Raw genomic sequence first — 16542 nt, 5'->3', positions numbered from 1 at the left:
CTCACTGCAAGCGGTTGCGCAAAGCGGCAACCACATTGAAGGTTTGATTGGCGACCCGATTGCTCGGGTCAGCGAGGGTCAGGCTCAGGCGCACACTGCGGATGCGCGCCGGGTCGCTGGGGTTGGCGCTATACGTCGAGGCCGCCACATCCGTCGCGGAACTGGCCAGACCGAAGGTGACGTTGAACGCACTGACATTGTTCACCAGCACCTGCTGGGTCGGCGTGCCGCTGCCGGTGCCCATGAGAATCTGATTGTTGCTGAAGCTGTAGATCAGACGCCGGATCGGGAACGCGATTTGCCCGCTCGCCGGGGAGCGCAAGCCGGTATAGGCCGTTGCGCTATTGCGGCAATCGGAGAGCACCGTCCAGGTTGGCGTGCCTCCACCACTGCCAATATCGGCGGTCACCAGTGTCAGTTTGAGATTGGCGTTGTCCCAATTGATCGGCGTGACCTGTGCAGCGTAGAAGTCGCCCGCGGAGCTCGAATCGAGGACAGTGCCCAGACAACCGAACATCCCGACCATGCGAATTTCCTGAATCATTTTGCTCAACACAAAACGCGCGTCTTCCTGCATCGCGGCGGCGCTGTTCTGGCTGACATAAGTGTTTTTTGCCGCGATAAAAATCTGCACCACGCCCAGTACTACGATGAGGCCCAGTGCCAGGGCGATGAGCATTTCGATCAGGCCGAAACCACGTTGATGGCGCCTCATGGTGTGGCCACCGGATCGACTGCGGCGCGACTGCTCAGGACAAAACTGCGCTGGGCGCTGACAGTGTTGGCTGCCCGCGCATCGCTCCAGTTGATCGTGATGGTGTAAACGCGCTGATTGAGGGTGATGCTACCGGTCGCCGTCGGCCCGCCGAAATTGCTGATATTGGTGGAGAAATCGTAGAGGTCCTGATCGCGGGCAACGCTCGGATTGGCCGAGGTCGGAGGCGTGACGGTGTAGTCGGCGCCGGAGTTGGCACGGATGCGGTCCATCATGTCGTAGGCAATGAAACTGGCCTGGCTGGTCATCCGTGAGCTGTCGGTGTACTTCAGCGCATTCAGCTGCACTGCCGCCGCGCCCAGCAGCCCGACCGTCAGAATCAGCAACGCGACCAGTACCTCGATCAGCGTCATGCCCTGCTGTGCGTGTTGACTCCCTGCCCTCATCCGCAAGTTCCACCCAATTGAATTCGTCCGTTCAAACACACGTTCAGCGTCCTGCTTTGCGTTCCCAGCGTGTAACTTATGGCCACCGCCGTCGACGGTGCCGCCAGACCGCCAAGGTTGTTGAAATCCAGTGCGGTCACTCCTGAGGGTAGCGTCAGAGTCGCGCCGCTGCTCATCGCGGGAACAACCCGCAACACATTGGCCGGATTGCCAGTACTGTCGTAGACCGCCAGCTCACCGGTCCAGACGCTGCCACCAGCGGTTGGACGCAAGCGCAGCGTCGTACCACGGTCGATGGCCTCGAGCCTGGCGAAATTGATCGCCCGCTGCAGGTCGCCCATTTCGGTGTCGGCCTTGCTGCCCTGTATCGAACGGGTAAACGCCGGCACTGCCAGGGTAATCAGGATCACGAAGATCGCGATCGCGACCAACAACTCGATCAGCGTGAAACCTTTTGTACGAAGATCCATCGATGCCCTCCGTTGCCGTCGGCTATACCTGCTTCTACACGCTAGAACATTCAACCGGCCCGCGTCGGTTGATTTGCCCTGCCCGGCGCACGGAGCGCGCCGCTCATCACACTCCACGGAGGGAGTTTTCATGCCGCAACAGGGTTTCAGCCTGATCGAACTGCTTATGGGACTGGCGATTGGCGCAATTGTTCTGCTGCTGGTCAGTCCGGCGTTTGCCGCGCTCAGAGAATCGAACCATCGGGATCAGGCGGCGCAATCCCTGCTCGATGGCCTTCGCAACGCCCGCACACTGGCCATCACGCGCAATCAGAGCGTGGTGATTCATGGCATCAACGGCGACTGGAGTCAGGGCTGGCGGATCATTCTGGATATCAGCGGCAAAGGGCCGAAGGACAGCAGCAATCCGCTGCTGCAAGAGCGTGCGAGCGACACGCAGGTGCCGATTGTCGGCAATTGGTCAGTGAGTCGGTACGTACGTTTCAGCGGTTTGGGGCAACCGCTGATGCCCGGGCGGGCATTTCAGGCAGGGACATTACATGTTTGCTCCGTTCGCGAGCCGGTCAGTCAGCGCCAGATCGTGCTGGCGGCGACTGGCCGGGTGCGCCTGAACAGTAAAGAGGCTGAGCAGGCGCTGTGTCAAAAAGCCAATAGCGTCAGATCGAACGCACGCGCAGCTCTTTAGGCATCGAGAACGTGATGTTCTCTTCACGCCCGGCCAGCTCATCGGCACCGATAGCGCCCCAGGCCTGCAATTGCTGAATCACGCCGCGCACCAGTACTTCCGGCGCGGAGGCACCGGCGGTGATGCCGATACGCTCAACGCCATCGAACCAGCTCTTTTGCAGGTCTTCGGCGCCGTCGATCAGGTAGGCCGGTGTGGCCATGCGCTCGGCGAGTTCACGCAGACGATTGGAGTTGGAGCTGTTCGGGCTGCCCACCACCAACACCACGTCGCACTCGTCAGCCAATTGCTTGACCGCGTCCTGACGGTTTTGTGTGGCGTAGCAGATGTCGTCCTTGCGCGGGCCACCGATGGCCGGGAAGCGCGTACGCAGCGCATCGATGACACGACTGGTGTCGTCCATCGACAGCGTGGTCTGGGTCACGAAAGCCAGTTTGTCCGGGTTATGCACCTGCAATTCGGCAACGTCTTTCTCGTCTTCGACGAGGTAAATCGCGCCGCCATTGCTGCCGTCGTACTGGCCCATGGTGCCTTCGACTTCCGGGTGACCGGCGTGGCCGATCAGGATGCACTCGCGACCGTCGCGGCTGTATTTCGCCACTTCGATGTGCACCTTGGTCACCAATGGGCAAGTTGCGTCGAACACTTTCAGGCCACGGCCGGCGGCTTCGGTACGCACGGCTTGGGAAACACCGTGGGCACTGAAGATCACGATGACGTCGTCCGGCACCTGATCCAGCTCTTCGACGAAGATCGCCCCGCGGCTGCGCAGGTCTTCAACGACGAACTTGTTGTGCACTACTTCGTGACGCACGTAGATCGGCGGCCCGAAGACTTCCAGGGCGCGGTTGACGATTTCGATCGCCCGGTCCACGCCAGCGCAGAAGCCACGGGGGTTGGCGAGTTTGATTTGCATGCTGTGCCTCGTGTCTTGCGCGCGAAAACAATGAATTACCAACTGTGGGAGCGAGCAGGCTCGCCCCCACAGTTTCAGATCGCTTTGACGGAAATGATTTCCACATCAAAGGTCAGCGTCTTGCCCGATAGCGGGTGGTTGAAGTCGATGGTCACTTGCGTGTCGTCGAACTCTTTCACCACACCCGGCAGCTCAGTATTGGCCGCATCGTTGAAGATCACCAGCAAACCCGGCGACAACTCCATGTCGACGAACTGCGAACGCGGGATGATCTGCACATTCTGCGGGTTCGGCTGGCCGAAGGCGTTTTCCGGCTCGACAGTCAGCGTGCGCTTGTCGCCGGCCTTGAAGCCGAACAGCGCAGCTTCGAAACCCGGCAGCAGGTTGCCGTCGCCGACCTTGAAGGTCGCCGGGGCTTTGTCGAACGTACTGTCGACGGTGTCGCCGTTCTCCAGGCGCAGTGCAAAGTGCAAAGTGACTTCCGTGTTCTGGCCGATGCGTTGCTCAGCCAATACCTGTTCAGTCATGAACGGCGTCTCCGGTCTTTTTACTTTTGAACATATCCAGTGCCAGCATCACCGCGCCAACGGTAATGGCGCTGTCGGCGAAGTTGAACGCCGGGAAGTACCAGCGGTTCTGCCAGTGCACCAGAATGAAGTCGATCACATGGCCCAGGGCAATGCGGTCATACAGATTGCCCAGTGCGCCGCCCAATACCAGCGCCAGCGCGACGGCCAGCCAGGTTTCGTTGCGGCCCAGGCGTTTGAGCCAGACCACCAGCACCGCACTGACCACAATCGCGATCAAGGCGAACAGCCAGCGCTGCCAGCCGGAGCTGTCAGCCAAAAAGCTGAAGGCAGCGCCGGTGTTGTAGGCCAGGGTCCAGCTGAAGTAATCGGGAATGATCACGATCTGCTGGAACATTTCGAGCTTGCCTTCGAAGTAGAACTTGCTGGCCTGGTCAATGACCAGAACCAGCAAACTCAACCACAGCCAGCTCAACCGTCCAAAACGGCCAACGGCATTAGGCATAGTGACGAACCTCGCCGGCGCCGCTGATGTTGTCGACGCAACGACCGCAGATTTCCGGATGCTCCGGGTTCACGCCGACGTCTTCGCGGCAATGCCAGCAACGGGCGCATTTCGGGAAGGCCGACTTGACGATCTTCAACTTCAGGCCGCTGACTTCGGTGGTTACCGCGTCAGCCGGTGCCTGAACAAAAGGCGCCACGCTGGCTGTCGAGGTGATCAACACAAAGCGCAGTTCGTTGCTCAGCTTGGCCAGATCGGCGCTCAGGGCGTCTTCGGCGTACAGCGTCACTTCGGCTTGCAGGTTGCCACCGACGGCTTTCGCCGCACGCTGGATTTCCATCTCTTTGTTGACCGCTACTTTGACCGCCATTACGCGTTCCCAGTAGTCGCGGCCCAGCTCAACGTCTGCCGGCAGTTCGGTCAGACCTTCGTACCAGGTGTTGAGCATCACCGACTCGTTACGCTCGCCCGGCAGGTATTCCCACAACTCGTCAGCAGTGAAGGCGAGGATCGGCGCGATCCAGCGCACCAGCGCTTCGGAGATGTGGAACAGCGCGGTTTGCGCCGAACGGCGGGCCTTGCTGTTGGCGCCAGTGGTGTACTGACGGTCCTTGATGATGTCGAGGTAGAAACCACCCAGCTCCTGCACGCAGAAGTTGTGGATCTTCGAGTAGACGTTCCAGAAACGGTATTCGCCGTAGTGCTCTTGCAACTCGCGTTGCAGCAGCAAGGTGCGGTCGACCGCCCAACGATCCAGCGCGAGCATTTCTTCGGCCGGCAAGATGTCGGTAGCCGGATTGAAACCACTCAGGTTCGAGAGCAGGAAACGCGCGGTGTTACGGATACGACGATAGGCGTCCGCACTGCGTGTCAGGATCTGATCCGATACCGCGATCTCGCCCGAATAATCTGTCGAAGCGACCCATAGACGCATGATGTCAGCGCCCAATGTGTCGTTGATCTTTTTCGGCTCGATCACGTTTTTCAGCGACTTCGACATCTTGCGACCAGACTCGTCAACGGTAAAACCGTGGGTCAGCAGTTCGCGGTACGGCGCGTGATTGTCGATGGCGCAACCGGTCAGCAGCGACGAGTGGAACCAGCCACGGTGTTGGTCGGAACCCTCCAGGTACAGATCGGCGCGCGGGCCGCTCTCGTGACCCATCGGGTGCGAACCGCGCAGGACGTGCCAGTGCGTGGTGCCCGAATCGAACCAGACGTCGAGGGTGTCGCTGATCTTGTCGTACAGCGGCGCTTCGTCGCCGAGCAACTCAGCAGCGTCCATCTTGAACCAGGCTTCGATGCCTTCGACTTCAACGCGCTTGGCGACTTCTTCCATCAGCTCGACGGTGCGCGGGTGCAGTTCGCCGCTTTCCTTGTTGAGGAAGAACGGGATCGGCACGCCCCAGTTGCGCTGACGCGAGATGCACCAGTCCGGACGGTTGGCAATCATCGAGTGCAGACGCGCCTGACCCCAGGCCGGAACGAACTTGGTGTCTTCGATGGCTTTGAGCGAGCGCACACGCAGGGTGTCGCCGCTGGTTGGCTCTTTGTCCATGCCGATGAACCACTGCGCGGTGGCGCGGTAGATCAGCGGAGTCTTGTGGCGCCAGCAGTGCATGTAGCTGTGTTCGATGACGGTGGTGTGCATGAGCGCACCGACTTCGGTCAGCTTGTCGACGATGGCCGGGTTGGCCTTCCAGATGAACTGGCCGCCGAAGAATTCCAGCGACGGCACGTACACGCCATTGCTCTGCACTGGATTGAGGATGTCGTCGTTGACCATGCCGTATTTCTTGCAGGTTACGAAGTCGTCCACGCCATAGGCAGGAGCGGAGTGAACCACGCCCGTGCCGGCGCCCAGTTCAACGTAGTCAGCCAGGTACACCGGCGACAGACGGTCATAGAATGGGTGACGGAAATTGATCAGCTCCAGCTCTTTACCGGTGGTGGTCGCGATGACCGAGCCTTCCAGGCTGTAGCGCGCCAGGCAGGCTTCGACCAGTTCTTCAGCCAATACCAGCAGCTTGTCGCCGACATCAACCAGCGCGTAGTTGAATTCCGGGTGAACGTTCAGCGCCTGGTTGGCCGGGATGGTCCACGGGGTGGTGGTCCAGATCACGATCGAGGCAGGTTTGCCCAGCGACGGCAGACCGAACGCGGCAGCCAGTTTGGCTTCGTCAGCGATCGGGAAGGCCACGTCGATGGTCGAGGACTTTTTGGTCTCGTACTCGACTTCCGCTTCAGCCAAGGCCGAACCGCAGTCGAAGCACCAGTTCACCGGCTTGAGGCCTTTGAACACGAAACCGCCCTTGACGATTTCGGCGAGGGCGCGGATTTCACCGGCCTCGTTCTTGAAATCCATGGTCTTGTACGGGTTGGCCCAGTCGCCCAGCACGCCGAGACGGATGAATTCGGACTTCTGCCCTTCGATCTGCTCGGTGGCGTAGGCACGGCACAGCTCGCGGGTCTTGTCCGCGCCCAGGTTCTTACCGTGGGTCACTTCAACCTTGTGCTCGATCGGCAGGCCGTGGCAGTCCCAACCCGGAACATACGGCGCGTCGAAACCCGACAGGGTCTTCGAGCGGATGATCATGTCCTTGAGAATCTTGTTCAGTGCGTGACCGATGTGGATCGTGCCGTTGGCATACGGAGGGCCGTCATGCAGAACGAACTTCGGACGATCCTTGCCAATCTCGCGCAACTTTCCGTACAGGCCAATACTGTCCCAGCGCTGCAGGATCTGCGGTTCGCGCTGTGGCAGGCCGGCCTTCATTGGGAAGGCGGTGTCCGGAAGGTTTAGCGTGGCTTTATAGTCGGTCATTTAAGGCTCTTCATTAGCGATGGGCGCTAGGTGCGGCTAGTGCACGGGCGGTGGCGACATCCGCATTGATCGCCGTTTTCAATGCCTCCAGGGAGGCGAAGCGCTGCTCTTCACGCAGCTTTTGGTGGAAAACCACCGTCAAACGCCGGTCATACAGATCGCCGGCAAAATCTAGAAGATGGACTTCAAGGTGGGCCTTGCCATCACCTTGCACCGTGGGCCGTACGCCGATATTGGCGACGCCGGGCCAGGTCTTGCCGTCGATATCGACATCCACCAGATACACCCCGGTAAACGGCACGCGACGACGCTTGAGTTGAATATTGGCTGTGGGCGTACCCAGTTGCCGGGCCAGCTTCTGGCCATGCAGCACGCGACCGGCGATGCGGTACGGGCGACCGAGCAAACGTTCGGCCAAGGCAAAATCGGCGGCGGCCAACGCGTTGCGCACCTGGGTGCTGCTAACGCGAATGCCGTCCAGCTCGACGGTTTGCGCCGCTTCGACGGTAAAACCGTGAACCTGCCCGGCTTGCAGCAGGAAGTCGAAATCGCCGAGGCGGTCGCAACCGAAGCGGAAATCGTCACCGACTTCCAGGTGCTGCACACCGAGGCCATCGACGAGGATGGTGTCGACGAACTCACTGGCGCTGAGCTTGCTCAAGCGCTGGTTGAAGGCCAGGCACAAAACCCGGTCAACGCCTTCGGCGGCCAGCAGTTGCAGCTTGTCGCGCAACCGCGCCAGACGCGCCGGCGCGGTCTCGGGAGCGAAGAATTCCCGTGGCTGCGGTTCGAAAATCACCACGCAGCTGGGTACGCCCAACTCGAGCGCACGCTCACGCAGTCGGGCCAGGATAGCCTGGTGACCACGGTGAACACCGTCAAAGTTGCCAATAGTGGCGACGCAGCCCCGATGCTGGGGGCGCAAGTTGTGGAGGCCTCGAACCAGCTGCATAACGCGCTTCTTGCTCATAAAGTGGTCGATTATAACCACACCCGACGGTCGACGACAGGCAACACCGTAACGCAAAGTGAACGAGCCGACAAAACTGCCGGCCCGCGCCCATCCATAAAGGGTAAAACCTTAGCTCAAGGCCTTGCGATTGAAGTCGCGCAGGCGGAAACCCAGCAGCAGCAACATACCGAAATACGCCAATACGCCGGCAGCCACCAAAGCGCCCAGACGCAGGAAGCGCTCAAGCATGTGGCCCTGATCCCACGCTGGCATAAAGTGCATGCCGATCAGCAATACCGCCGACATCACGGTCACTGCGACGACCAGTTTGAAAGCGAACTTCCCCCACCCCGGCTGCGGCTCATACATCTTCTGCTTGCGCAGTTGATAGAACAGCAGCCCGGCGTTGAGGCACGCACCAGCACTGATCGCCAAGGCCAGCCCGGCGTGGGCCAGCGGACCGATCAACGCCAGGTTGAACAATTGAGTGCACACCAGTGTGAAGATTGCGATTTTCACTGGCGTACGGATGTTCTGTTGCGCGTAGAAACCCGGCGCCAACACCTTGATCACGATAATCCCGAGCAGACCGACAGAATAGGCAACCAGTGCGCGCTGGGTCATTTCGGCGTCGAAGCCACTGAATTGACCGTACTGGAACAGCGAAACAGTCAGCGGTTCGGCGAGAATCCCCAGCGCCAGCGCACACGGCAACACCAGCACGAAGCACAGGCGCAGGCCCCAATCGAGAATTCGCGAATATTCGTGACGATCCTTGCTCGCGTATGTTTTCGCCAGGGTCGGCAGCAGAATCGTCCCCAGCGCCACACCCAGTACGCCGGATGGCAGTTCCATCAAGCGGTCGGCGTAATACATCCACGACACCGAGCCTGCGACCAGAAACGAGGCGAAGATGGTGTTGATGATCAGCGAAATCTGGCTGACCGAGACACCAAGAATCGCCGGCAGCATCTGCTTCATGACGCGCCAGACGCCGGTGTCACGCAGATTCAGGCGCGGCAGTACCAGCATGCCGATCTTTTTCAGGTGCGGCAGTTGATAGAGCAACTGCGCCAGTCCACCGACCAGTACTGCCCAGCCCAGTGCCATGACCGGCGGATCGAAGTACGGCGTGAGGAACAGCGAAAACACGATCATGCTGACGTTGAGCAAGGTCGGCACAAAGGCCGGTACCGAGAAGCGGTTCCAGGTATTGAGGATCGCCCCGGCCAGCGAGGACAGGGAGATCAGCAATATATAAGGGAACGTCACCCGCAACAGATCGGAGGTGAGCTGGAATTTTTCCGGCGTATCGGTAAAGCCCGGTGCCGTGGCCCAGATCACCCAGGGCGCGGCGATCATGCCCAGCGCCGTCACCACTGCCAGTACCAGGGTCAGCAGGCCTGAAACGTAAGCAATGAAGGTACGGGTCGCCTCGTCGCCCTGCTGGCTTTTGTATTCCGCGAGAATCGGCACGAAGGCCTGAGAGAACGCACCCTCGGCGAAGATACGCCGCAGCAGATTGGGCAGTTTGAAGGCAATGAAGAAGGCATCCGTCGCCATCCCGGCGCCGAATGTACGGGCAATCAGCGTGTCACGAACAAAGCCCAGAATCCGGGAAAGCATCGTGATAGAGCTGACGGCGGCCAACGATTTGAGCAGATTCATTGAGGGAATTTGTGCCTGTCGATAAACAGCAGGCGAACAAAGCGCCTACTTGTGCGATACTCCGCGCCGCAGCAGCACAGAGCCAAAGCTCGCGAGTTTACAGGTCAAGCGCCGGAAATAAATATCCCGCCTCTTTATACCTACCACTTAGCGGAACGTTTCAAGTGCCCTTGACAAGACTTCAACTCATCGGCATGATTCGCGGCCTATTTTGTTTGCTATTTCCTAAAAAGTCTTTCGAGGAGCTCGACGGTGGCCAACTCACCTTCCGCCAAAAAACGTGCAAAACAGGCTGAGAAGCGTCGCAGCCACAACGCCAGCCTGCGTTCCATGGTTCGCACCTACATCAAGAATGTAGTTAAAGCCATCGACGCAAAAGACGCTGAAAAAGCTCAAGCTGCATACGTTCTGGCTGTGCCAGTTATCGACCGTATGGCCGATAAAGGCATCATCCACAAGAACAAGGCTGCTCGCCATAAGAGCCGCCTGAATGGCCACGTCAAAGCGCTGAAAGAAGCCGCTTAATCGACGTAGTCATTAAAAACCGACCTTAGGGTCGGTTTTTTATTGCCTGTGATTTAGTAAATCCAGCGCAAAAAAATGTAGGAGTGAACCTGCTCGCGATAGCGGTGCGTCAGTCAGCAAATGCATATCTGACTAACCTCCATCGCGAGCAGGCTCACTCCTACAGTTGTTTCTGCGGCGTTATTGCTGAACCGGCACCCAAGGCAGGATCGGAATCGCGGTCACGGCATTCTGCGGACTGCCTTCGATCAAGCGATCGCTGTAGACCAGATACACCAGCGTATTGCGCTTCTTGTCGAGGAAACGCACCACCTGCATGGTTTTGAATACCAGCGAAGTGCGCTCCTTGAACACCTCATCACCATCCTTCAGATCACCCTTGAACTTGATCGGGCCGACCTGACGGCACGCGATCGACGCCTCTGCGCGATCTTCAGCCAGACCCAGACCACCCTTCACTCCGCCCGTCTTGGCACGCGACAGGTAGCAGGTCACCCCCTCAACTTTCGGATCATCGAATGCCTCGACCACAATACGGTCGTTCGGGCCGACAAACTTGAACACCGTCGATACCTGACCGATTTCCTCGGCCGAGGCCAGCAATGGCATCGCCATCAGCAAGCCCAACAATCCTTTCGCTAAACGCATGGAATTTTCCTTAGACCAGAATCAGGTTGTCACGGTGAACCAATTCAGGCTCCGCCATGTAACCGAGCAAACCGACAATCGCATCCGACGACTGACCGATGATTTTTTGTGCTTCCAGCGCACTGTAGTTGGCCAGGCCACGGGCAATCTCACGACCATCGGGCGCCACGCAGACCACCATCTCGCCACGACGGAAACTGCCCTGCACCAATTTCACACCGACAGGCAGCAGGCTTTTGTTGCCCTTGGACAACGCCGACACCGCACCCTCGTCCAACACCAGCGTACCGCGAGTCTGCAGATGCCCGGCCAGCCACTGCTTGCGCGCCGCGAGCATGCCGCGCTCAGGCGACAGCAACGTACCGATTCGCTCGCCGGCCTTGAGGCGATCAAGCACACGCTCAAGACGCCCACCGACAATGATGGTGTGCGCACCGGAACGCGCAGCCAGTCGCGCAGCTCGCAGCTTGGTCTGCATACCGCCACGCCCCAGCGCACCGCCCGTGCCGCCCGCCACCGCATCGAGGCTCGGATCATCGGCACGCGCGTCATAAATCAGCTGCGCCTCGGGATTGTTGCGCGGATCGGCGTCGAACATACCATCGCGATCAGTGAGGATCACCAGCAGGTCCGCTTCGACCAGGTTAGCCACCAGCGCCGCCAGGGTATCGTTATCGCCGAAACGGATTTCGTCAGTGACCACGGTGTCGTTTTCATTGATGACCGGGATGACTTTCAGCTCGACCAATGCACGCAGGGTGCTGCGAGCGTTCAGGTAGCGCTTGCGATCGGACAGGTCGTCGTGAGTCAGGAGAATCTGCGCAGTGTGCCGACCATGCTCGGCGAAGCTCGACTCCCACGCCTGCACCAGACCCATCTGACCAATTGCAGCGGCCGCCTGGAGCTCGTGCATCGCACTGGGTCGTGCGGTCCAGCCCAAACGACTCATGCCGGCCGCCACCGCCCCGGAGGACACCAGCACCAACTCGACGCCAGCCTCATGCAAGGCCACCATCTGCTCGACCCAGACACTCATTGCCGCGCGATCCAGCCCTTTGCCATCAGCTGTCAGCAAAGCGCTGCCGATCTTCACGACCCAACGCTGCGCACCTGTCACCTTGCTCCGCATCATCTTCAACCTTAGCTTGAGGGCAGCACGACCCAGCGCCGCCCATGACGTTATTTGTGACTTGCGATTTCCAGATACTAAAACGCCGCTCGATTGAGCGGCGCCTTAAAAAAACGGCTTGCAGCGATGATAACACCGCCCTGAGATGAAGACTCAGCAGACACCAGCGATCTTCTGAAGGTCAAAAGATCGCAGCCTGCGACAGCTCCTACCCAACGAATCAGTCACGCACGTAAATGATTTCCGGACCGTCTTCGTCATCCACATCTTCTTCGTCCCAATCATCGTCACCGATGTCATGGACCGACTTCACGCCGCTGCGACGCAGGGCACGCTTGTCATCCAGCGCCTGCAGTTGCGCACGCGCCTCGTCTTCGATGCGCTGATCGAGATCAGCCAGCTCTTCCTTGTACGCCGGGTCTGCAGCCAGACGGTCGGCACGGTCTTCCATATAACGCATGATGTCGTGGCACAGACGCTCGGTACCAATCTTGGCAATCGCCGAGATCACATAAACCGGACCGGTCCACTCCAGGCGATCAACGATTTCCTTGACGCGCTCATCGTGCTCTTCTTCAAGGATCTGGTCGCACTTGTTCAGCACCAGCCAACGATCACGCTCCGCCAGGGACGGGCTGAACTTGATCAGTTCGTTGACGATCACTTCAGCGGCATCCGGCGCACTGCTGTCATCCAGCGGCGCCATGTCGACGAGATGCAGCAGCAGACGCGTACGCGCCAAGTGCTTGAGGAAGCGAATCCCCAGACCGGCACCGTCGGAAGCACCTTCGATCAGACCCGGAATATCAGCAATGACGAAGCTCTTCCAGCGATCGACGCTGACCACACCCAGGTTCGGCACCAGCGTGGTGAACGGGTAGTCAGCGACTTTCGGCTTGGCGGCCGAAACGGAACGTATAAAGGTACTTTTACCGGCGTTCGGCAAGCCCAGCAGACCGACGTCAGCCAGCACCTTCATTTCCAGCTTCAGGTCGCGCTGCTCACCCGGCTTGCCCGGCGTGGTCTGACGCGGCGCACGGTTGGTACTGGATTTGAAACGGGTGTTACCCAGACCGTGCCAACCGCCCTGCACTACCATCAGTTTCTGGCCAGCCTTGGTCAGGTCGCCGATCACTTCCTGGGTAGCAGAGTCGATCACCGTGGTGCCGACCGGCACGCGCAGAATCAGGTCTTCACCCTTCTTGCCGGTGCAGTCGGTGCTACCGCCGTTGGAGCCACGCTCGGCATCGAAGTGCCGGGTGTAACGGTAGTCGACCAGGGTGTTGAGGTTTTCGTCAGCCATCATGTAGATGGAACCGCCATCACCGCCATCACCGCCGTTCGGGCCACCGTTTTCGATGAATTTTTCCCGACGGAAACTCATGGCGCCATTGCCGCCGTCACCAGCCTTTACGCGAATCGATACTTCATCAACAAACTTCATAACCAACGCCTCTCGCCGTACGGACGAGCCGAAAAACAATCAAGACATAAGACTCTTGCAAAAATGAGCGCAGCGACCCCAAAACACGACACGTATCGCACGCCGACAGCCCATACAAACAGTTTTGCAAGAGACTCACCCCACAAACGAAAAAGCCCCGTCGCAAGACAGGGCTCTTCCAGCGATCTCGCGATTAAGCCGCGATTACGCTCACGTAACGGCGGTTGAAAGCGCCTTTTACTTCAAACTTGATCACGCCTTCGATTTTCGCGAAGAGGGTGTGATCTTTACCCATGCCAACGCCGTAGCCAGCGTGGAATTGGGTGCCGCGCTGACGCACGATGATGTTGCCGGCCTTGATGACCTGGCCGCCATACATCTTCACGCCAAGGCGTTTGGCTTCTGAGTCGCGACCGTTACGGGTACTACCACCAGCTTTTTTGTGTGCCATGAGTCAATTCTCCTAGTGAGGAATTAGGCTGAAATTAAGCCTGAATACCGGTGATTTTGATCTCGGTGTACCACTGGCGGTGGCCCATACGCTTCATGTGGTGCTTACGACGACGGAACTTGATGATGCGGACTTTATCGTGACGACCTTGGGAGATCACTTCAGCCACAACGGTAGCGCCAGCAACAACTGGAGCGCCGATATTCACGTCGTCGCCATTGGCAACCAACAGAACGCGATCAAAGGTAACGGATTCGCCGGTAGCGACTTCCAGTTTTTCGATCTTCAGGTATTCACCTGGGGCGACTTTGTACTGCTTGCCGCCAGTAACGATTACTGCATAAGACATGGTATTTCTCCGATAATCCTGCTCACCCAGCTCTTTATAAGAAGAGGTATTGGCTGGCATGGCTGCATAAGGCTGGAAGGCCCGTTGCAATTGCGTAAGGCAGGTGCTGCCCAGGAAGTTCAGGGTGCGCGATTGTACGCAAGGTGCCGCAGGCTTGCAAGTAGCCGTCTATCGCGCCTTGACAGGTCTGGATGGGGGTCCTAGCATGCCGCGCAACCCTTCTGGAGCGACTCTCGCTGATGCAACCCCAAGCTTTCTACCGCGCGGTGGCGGACGATTTTAGCGCCGTCGACGGCATCATCAAGAAGCAGCTGACTTCCCGAGTACCGCTGGTATCGAAAATCGGCGATTACATTACCTCGGCCGGCGGCAAACGTCTGCGTCCTTTATTAGTGTTGCTGTGTGGCAAAGCCTTGGGTCGCGAAGGCGACGACATGCGTCTGCTGGCCGCCACCATCGAATTCCTGCACACCGCCACCCTGTTGCATGACGACGTAGTCGACATGTCCGGCATGCGCCGTGGCCGCTCGACCGCCAACGCCATGTGGGGCAACGCCCCGAGCGTGCTGGTCGGCGACTTCCTGTACTCGCGCTCGTTCGAAATGATGGTCGAACTGGGCTCGATGCCGGTGATGAAGATCCTGTCCCAGGCCACGCGCATCATCGCTGAAGGCGAAGTGTTGCAGCTGTCCAAGGTGCGCGACGCCAGCACCACCGAAGAAACCTACATGGAAGTGATCCGCGGCAAAACCGCGATGCTCTTCGAAGCCTCGACCCATAGCGCTGCTGCATTGGCCGGTGCGACTGCCGAGCAGAGCGAAGCCCTGCGCACTTTCGGTGACCACCTGGGTGTGGCGTTCCAGTTGGTCGACGACCTGCTCGACTACAAAGGCGACGCCGAGACCCTGGGCAAGAACGTCGGTGACGATCTGGCCGAAGGCAAACCGACCCTGCCGCTGATCTATACCATGCGCGAAGGTACGGCTGAACAGGCCGCCCTGGTGCGTCAGGCGATTCAGAAAGGCGGGATCGAAGACCTCGAAAGCATCCGCATTGCCGTGGAGGCTTCCGGTTCGCTGGAGTACACCGCACAACTGGCCCGTGATTATGTGGCCCGTGCGATCAAGTGCCTCGACGCCCTGCCGGCCAGTGAATACCGTGATGCGCTGGTTGAACTGAGCGAGTTTGCAGTCGCCCGCACGCACTGATATCGCTGAAGCAAGATCAAAAGATCGCAGCCTTCGGCAGCTCCAACAGGGGTTGTCGACACTGCGATCTTTTGCTTTTGACTGCCTGAAAAGCTAAAACCCTATACAATGTGCGACTTTTAGCGATCCACATCCCAAGGAGCCTTAGTGAGCACGTTGCCACCCTGCCCGAAATGCAATTCCGAATACACCTACGAAGATGGCACCCAACTGGTATGCCCTGAGTGCGCCCACGAGTGGTCCGCCAGCGGCGAAGCCGAAGTGGCGTCCGATGATGCCGTGAAGAAAGATTCGGTCGGCAACGTCCTGCAGGACGGCGACACCATCACCGTCATCAAGGACCTCAAGGTCAAGGGCACCTCACTGGTGGTCAAAGTCGGCACCAAGGTCAAGAACATCCGCCTGTGCGATGGCGACCACGACATCGACTGCAAGATCGACGGCATCGGTCCGATGAAACTCAAATCCGAGTTCGTCAGAAAAGTCTGAATCCGCTGTATTCCATCCCGCGCCAGCCGTGGGATGGAGCTTCGCCCTCCTCGATTCGCTCCAGTAAAACCACGCAATAGCCAAACGCCAGCCGTTTTGACCTTACGCAATCTTTACCCGGAAAAAATCAGAATCTGCCAATAGGCGCTTGCTATTTAGATAATAAGAATTATTCTCATCAAACACCTTCAATGGAGATGAGAACCATGACTTATCTGATCGACGCCTGGCTGGATCGCCCACACCCTTACCTCAGAATCCTCCATCGGGAAACCGGTGAAGTCTGTGCGGTGCTTGAAGAAGAAGCCCTGCATGAACTGCAGGATCAAGGCGATCTGGACGTCAGCAGCCTGAATTCCAGCGAGCCATTGGTGCTCAAGGAACTGGTGCGCAATCTGTTCCTGTTCTGCTACGCCCGGGCCTTGCGCCCGACCAGTGAACTGCATAACAAGATCGAACTATGAGCAGCACCCAAAAAATTGTGGGAGCCAGTCTGCTGACGATGGTATCAACGCGGTCCTGAAGCAAAACCCGGTCGACCCTATCGCCAGCAGGCTGGCTCCCACATTAGCCCACCATCAAGGCAGGCCC

At 58.8% G+C, this 16542-nt stretch carries 19 protein-coding genes; 5 read left to right on the top strand and 14 right to left on the bottom strand.

The features are described 5' to 3' along the window. Position 1 precedes the first annotated feature (1 nt). Genes QZR14_RS08550 through QZR14_RS08540 form a run of 3 tightly spaced genes read right to left on the bottom strand, consistent with a single transcriptional unit; the run spans position 2 to position 1631 of the window. On the bottom strand, positions 2-715 hold the full coding sequence (locus QZR14_RS08550) for a PilW family protein (RefSeq protein WP_311996318.1): 714 nt from the start codon (positions 713-715) through the stop codon (positions 2-4). After that, complete coding sequence (pilV, locus tag QZR14_RS08545; protein WP_250607158.1) at positions 712-1161, bottom strand: type IV pilus modification protein PilV; 450 nt, start codon at positions 1159-1161, stop codon at positions 712-714. Before pilV ends, QZR14_RS08550 begins: the two co-directional genes overlap by 4 nt. Further along, positions 1158-1631, bottom strand: coding sequence for a GspH/FimT family pseudopilin (locus QZR14_RS08540; RefSeq protein WP_194934833.1), 474 nt, complete (start codon positions 1629-1631; stop codon positions 1158-1160). Before QZR14_RS08540 ends, pilV begins: the two co-directional genes overlap by 4 nt. Positions 1632-1761: 130 nt before the next feature. On the opposite strand from QZR14_RS08540, the gene QZR14_RS08535 reads away from it, so the two are divergent. Further along, positions 1762-2316: a GspH/FimT family pseudopilin gene (locus tag QZR14_RS08535; RefSeq protein WP_311996317.1), complete on the top strand. Its 555-nt coding sequence runs from the start codon at positions 1762-1764 to the stop codon at positions 2314-2316. Here QZR14_RS08535 and ispH read toward each other — a convergent pair. From ispH to murJ, 6 genes are all read right to left on the bottom strand, one after another. Then, positions 2288-3232 (bottom strand): 4-hydroxy-3-methylbut-2-enyl diphosphate reductase, encoded by a 945-nt coding sequence (ispH, locus tag QZR14_RS08530; protein ID WP_250607160.1) that lies wholly within the window; start codon positions 3230-3232, stop codon positions 2288-2290. The two genes, QZR14_RS08535 and ispH, sit on opposite strands and share 29 nt — an antisense overlap. A 74-nt stretch (positions 3233-3306) precedes the next feature. Further along, the gene (gene fkpB / locus QZR14_RS08525) at positions 3307-3744 is read right to left on the bottom strand and encodes an FKBP-type peptidyl-prolyl cis-trans isomerase (protein WP_250607201.1); all 438 of its coding nucleotides are present in this window, start codon (positions 3742-3744) and stop codon (positions 3307-3309) included. A gap of 7 nt (positions 3745-3751) precedes the next feature. Beyond that, positions 3752-4264, bottom strand: a complete 513-nt coding sequence (gene lspA / locus QZR14_RS08520) for a signal peptidase II (RefSeq protein WP_250607161.1) — start codon at positions 4262-4264, stop codon at positions 3752-3754. Continuing rightward, positions 4257-7088, bottom strand: coding sequence for an isoleucine--tRNA ligase (gene ileS, locus QZR14_RS08515; RefSeq protein ID WP_311996316.1), 2832 nt, complete (start codon positions 7086-7088; stop codon positions 4257-4259). Before ileS ends, lspA begins: the two co-directional genes overlap by 8 nt. A 13-nt stretch (positions 7089-7101) precedes the next feature. Further along, the gene (gene ribF, locus QZR14_RS08510) at positions 7102-8040 is read right to left on the bottom strand and encodes a bifunctional riboflavin kinase/FAD synthetase (protein ID WP_042561145.1); all 939 of its coding nucleotides are present in this window, start codon (positions 8038-8040) and stop codon (positions 7102-7104) included. Between the two features lie 129 nt (positions 8041-8169). Next, positions 8170-9708, bottom strand: coding sequence for a murein biosynthesis integral membrane protein MurJ (gene murJ / locus QZR14_RS08505; RefSeq protein ID WP_311996315.1), 1539 nt, complete (start codon positions 9706-9708; stop codon positions 8170-8172). 252 nt (positions 9709-9960) lie between these two features. Here murJ and rpsT point away from each other — a divergent pair, with 252 nt between their 5' ends. Next, positions 9961-10233, top strand: coding sequence for a 30S ribosomal protein S20 (gene rpsT / locus QZR14_RS08500; RefSeq protein WP_003228351.1), 273 nt, complete (start codon positions 9961-9963; stop codon positions 10231-10233). Positions 10234-10413: 180 nt separating this feature from the next. On the opposite strand, the gene QZR14_RS08495 is transcribed toward rpsT, so the two are convergent. The 5 genes from QZR14_RS08495 to rplU all read right to left on the bottom strand — a co-directional run bounded on the left by QZR14_RS08495 (position 10414) and on the right by rplU (position 14254). Further along, entirely contained in the window at positions 10414-10881 is a 468-nt protein-coding gene (locus QZR14_RS08495; protein WP_007909822.1) for a CreA family protein, read from the bottom strand. Positions 10882-10891: 10 nt separating this feature from the next. Then, positions 10892-12010: a glutamate 5-kinase gene (gene proB / locus QZR14_RS08490; RefSeq protein WP_311996314.1), complete on the bottom strand. Its 1119-nt coding sequence runs from the start codon at positions 12008-12010 to the stop codon at positions 10892-10894. Between the two features lie 220 nt (positions 12011-12230). Then, a complete protein-coding gene (gene cgtA / locus QZR14_RS08485; RefSeq protein WP_122599737.1) occupies positions 12231-13454 on the bottom strand; it encodes an Obg family GTPase CgtA in 1224 nt (407 codons plus the stop codon). Between the two features lie 193 nt (positions 13455-13647). Further along, complete coding sequence (gene rpmA / locus QZR14_RS08480) at positions 13648-13905, bottom strand: 50S ribosomal protein L27 (protein ID WP_007909818.1); 258 nt, start codon at positions 13903-13905, stop codon at positions 13648-13650. A 34-nt stretch (positions 13906-13939) separates the two neighbouring features. After that, positions 13940-14254 (bottom strand): 50S ribosomal protein L21, encoded by a 315-nt coding sequence (gene rplU, locus QZR14_RS08475; protein ID WP_007950961.1) that lies wholly within the window; start codon positions 14252-14254, stop codon positions 13940-13942. A gap of 239 nt (positions 14255-14493) precedes the next feature. On the opposite strand from rplU, the gene QZR14_RS08470 reads away from it, so the two are divergent. From QZR14_RS08470 to QZR14_RS08460, 3 genes are all read left to right on the top strand, one after another. After that, positions 14494-15462 (top strand): polyprenyl synthetase family protein, encoded by a 969-nt coding sequence (locus QZR14_RS08470; RefSeq protein ID WP_093434797.1) that lies wholly within the window; start codon positions 14494-14496, stop codon positions 15460-15462. Positions 15463-15609: 147 nt separating this feature from the next. Next, complete coding sequence (locus QZR14_RS08465) at positions 15610-15951, top strand: zinc ribbon domain-containing protein YjdM (RefSeq protein WP_016986200.1); 342 nt, start codon at positions 15610-15612, stop codon at positions 15949-15951. Positions 15952-16157: 206 nt separating this feature from the next. Next, positions 16158-16415 (top strand): PA4570 family protein, encoded by a 258-nt coding sequence (locus tag QZR14_RS08460; protein ID WP_250607165.1) that lies wholly within the window; start codon positions 16158-16160, stop codon positions 16413-16415. Positions 16416-16542: the final 127 nt, after the last annotated feature.

It is taken from the genome of Pseudomonas sp. rhizo66, from assembly GCF_031931925.1.
Lineage (GTDB): Bacteria > Pseudomonadota > Gammaproteobacteria > Pseudomonadales > Pseudomonadaceae > Aquipseudomonas.
The sequence above is the reverse complement of the archived record's forward strand: the minus strand, read 5'-3'. Positions and strand labels throughout refer to the sequence as shown.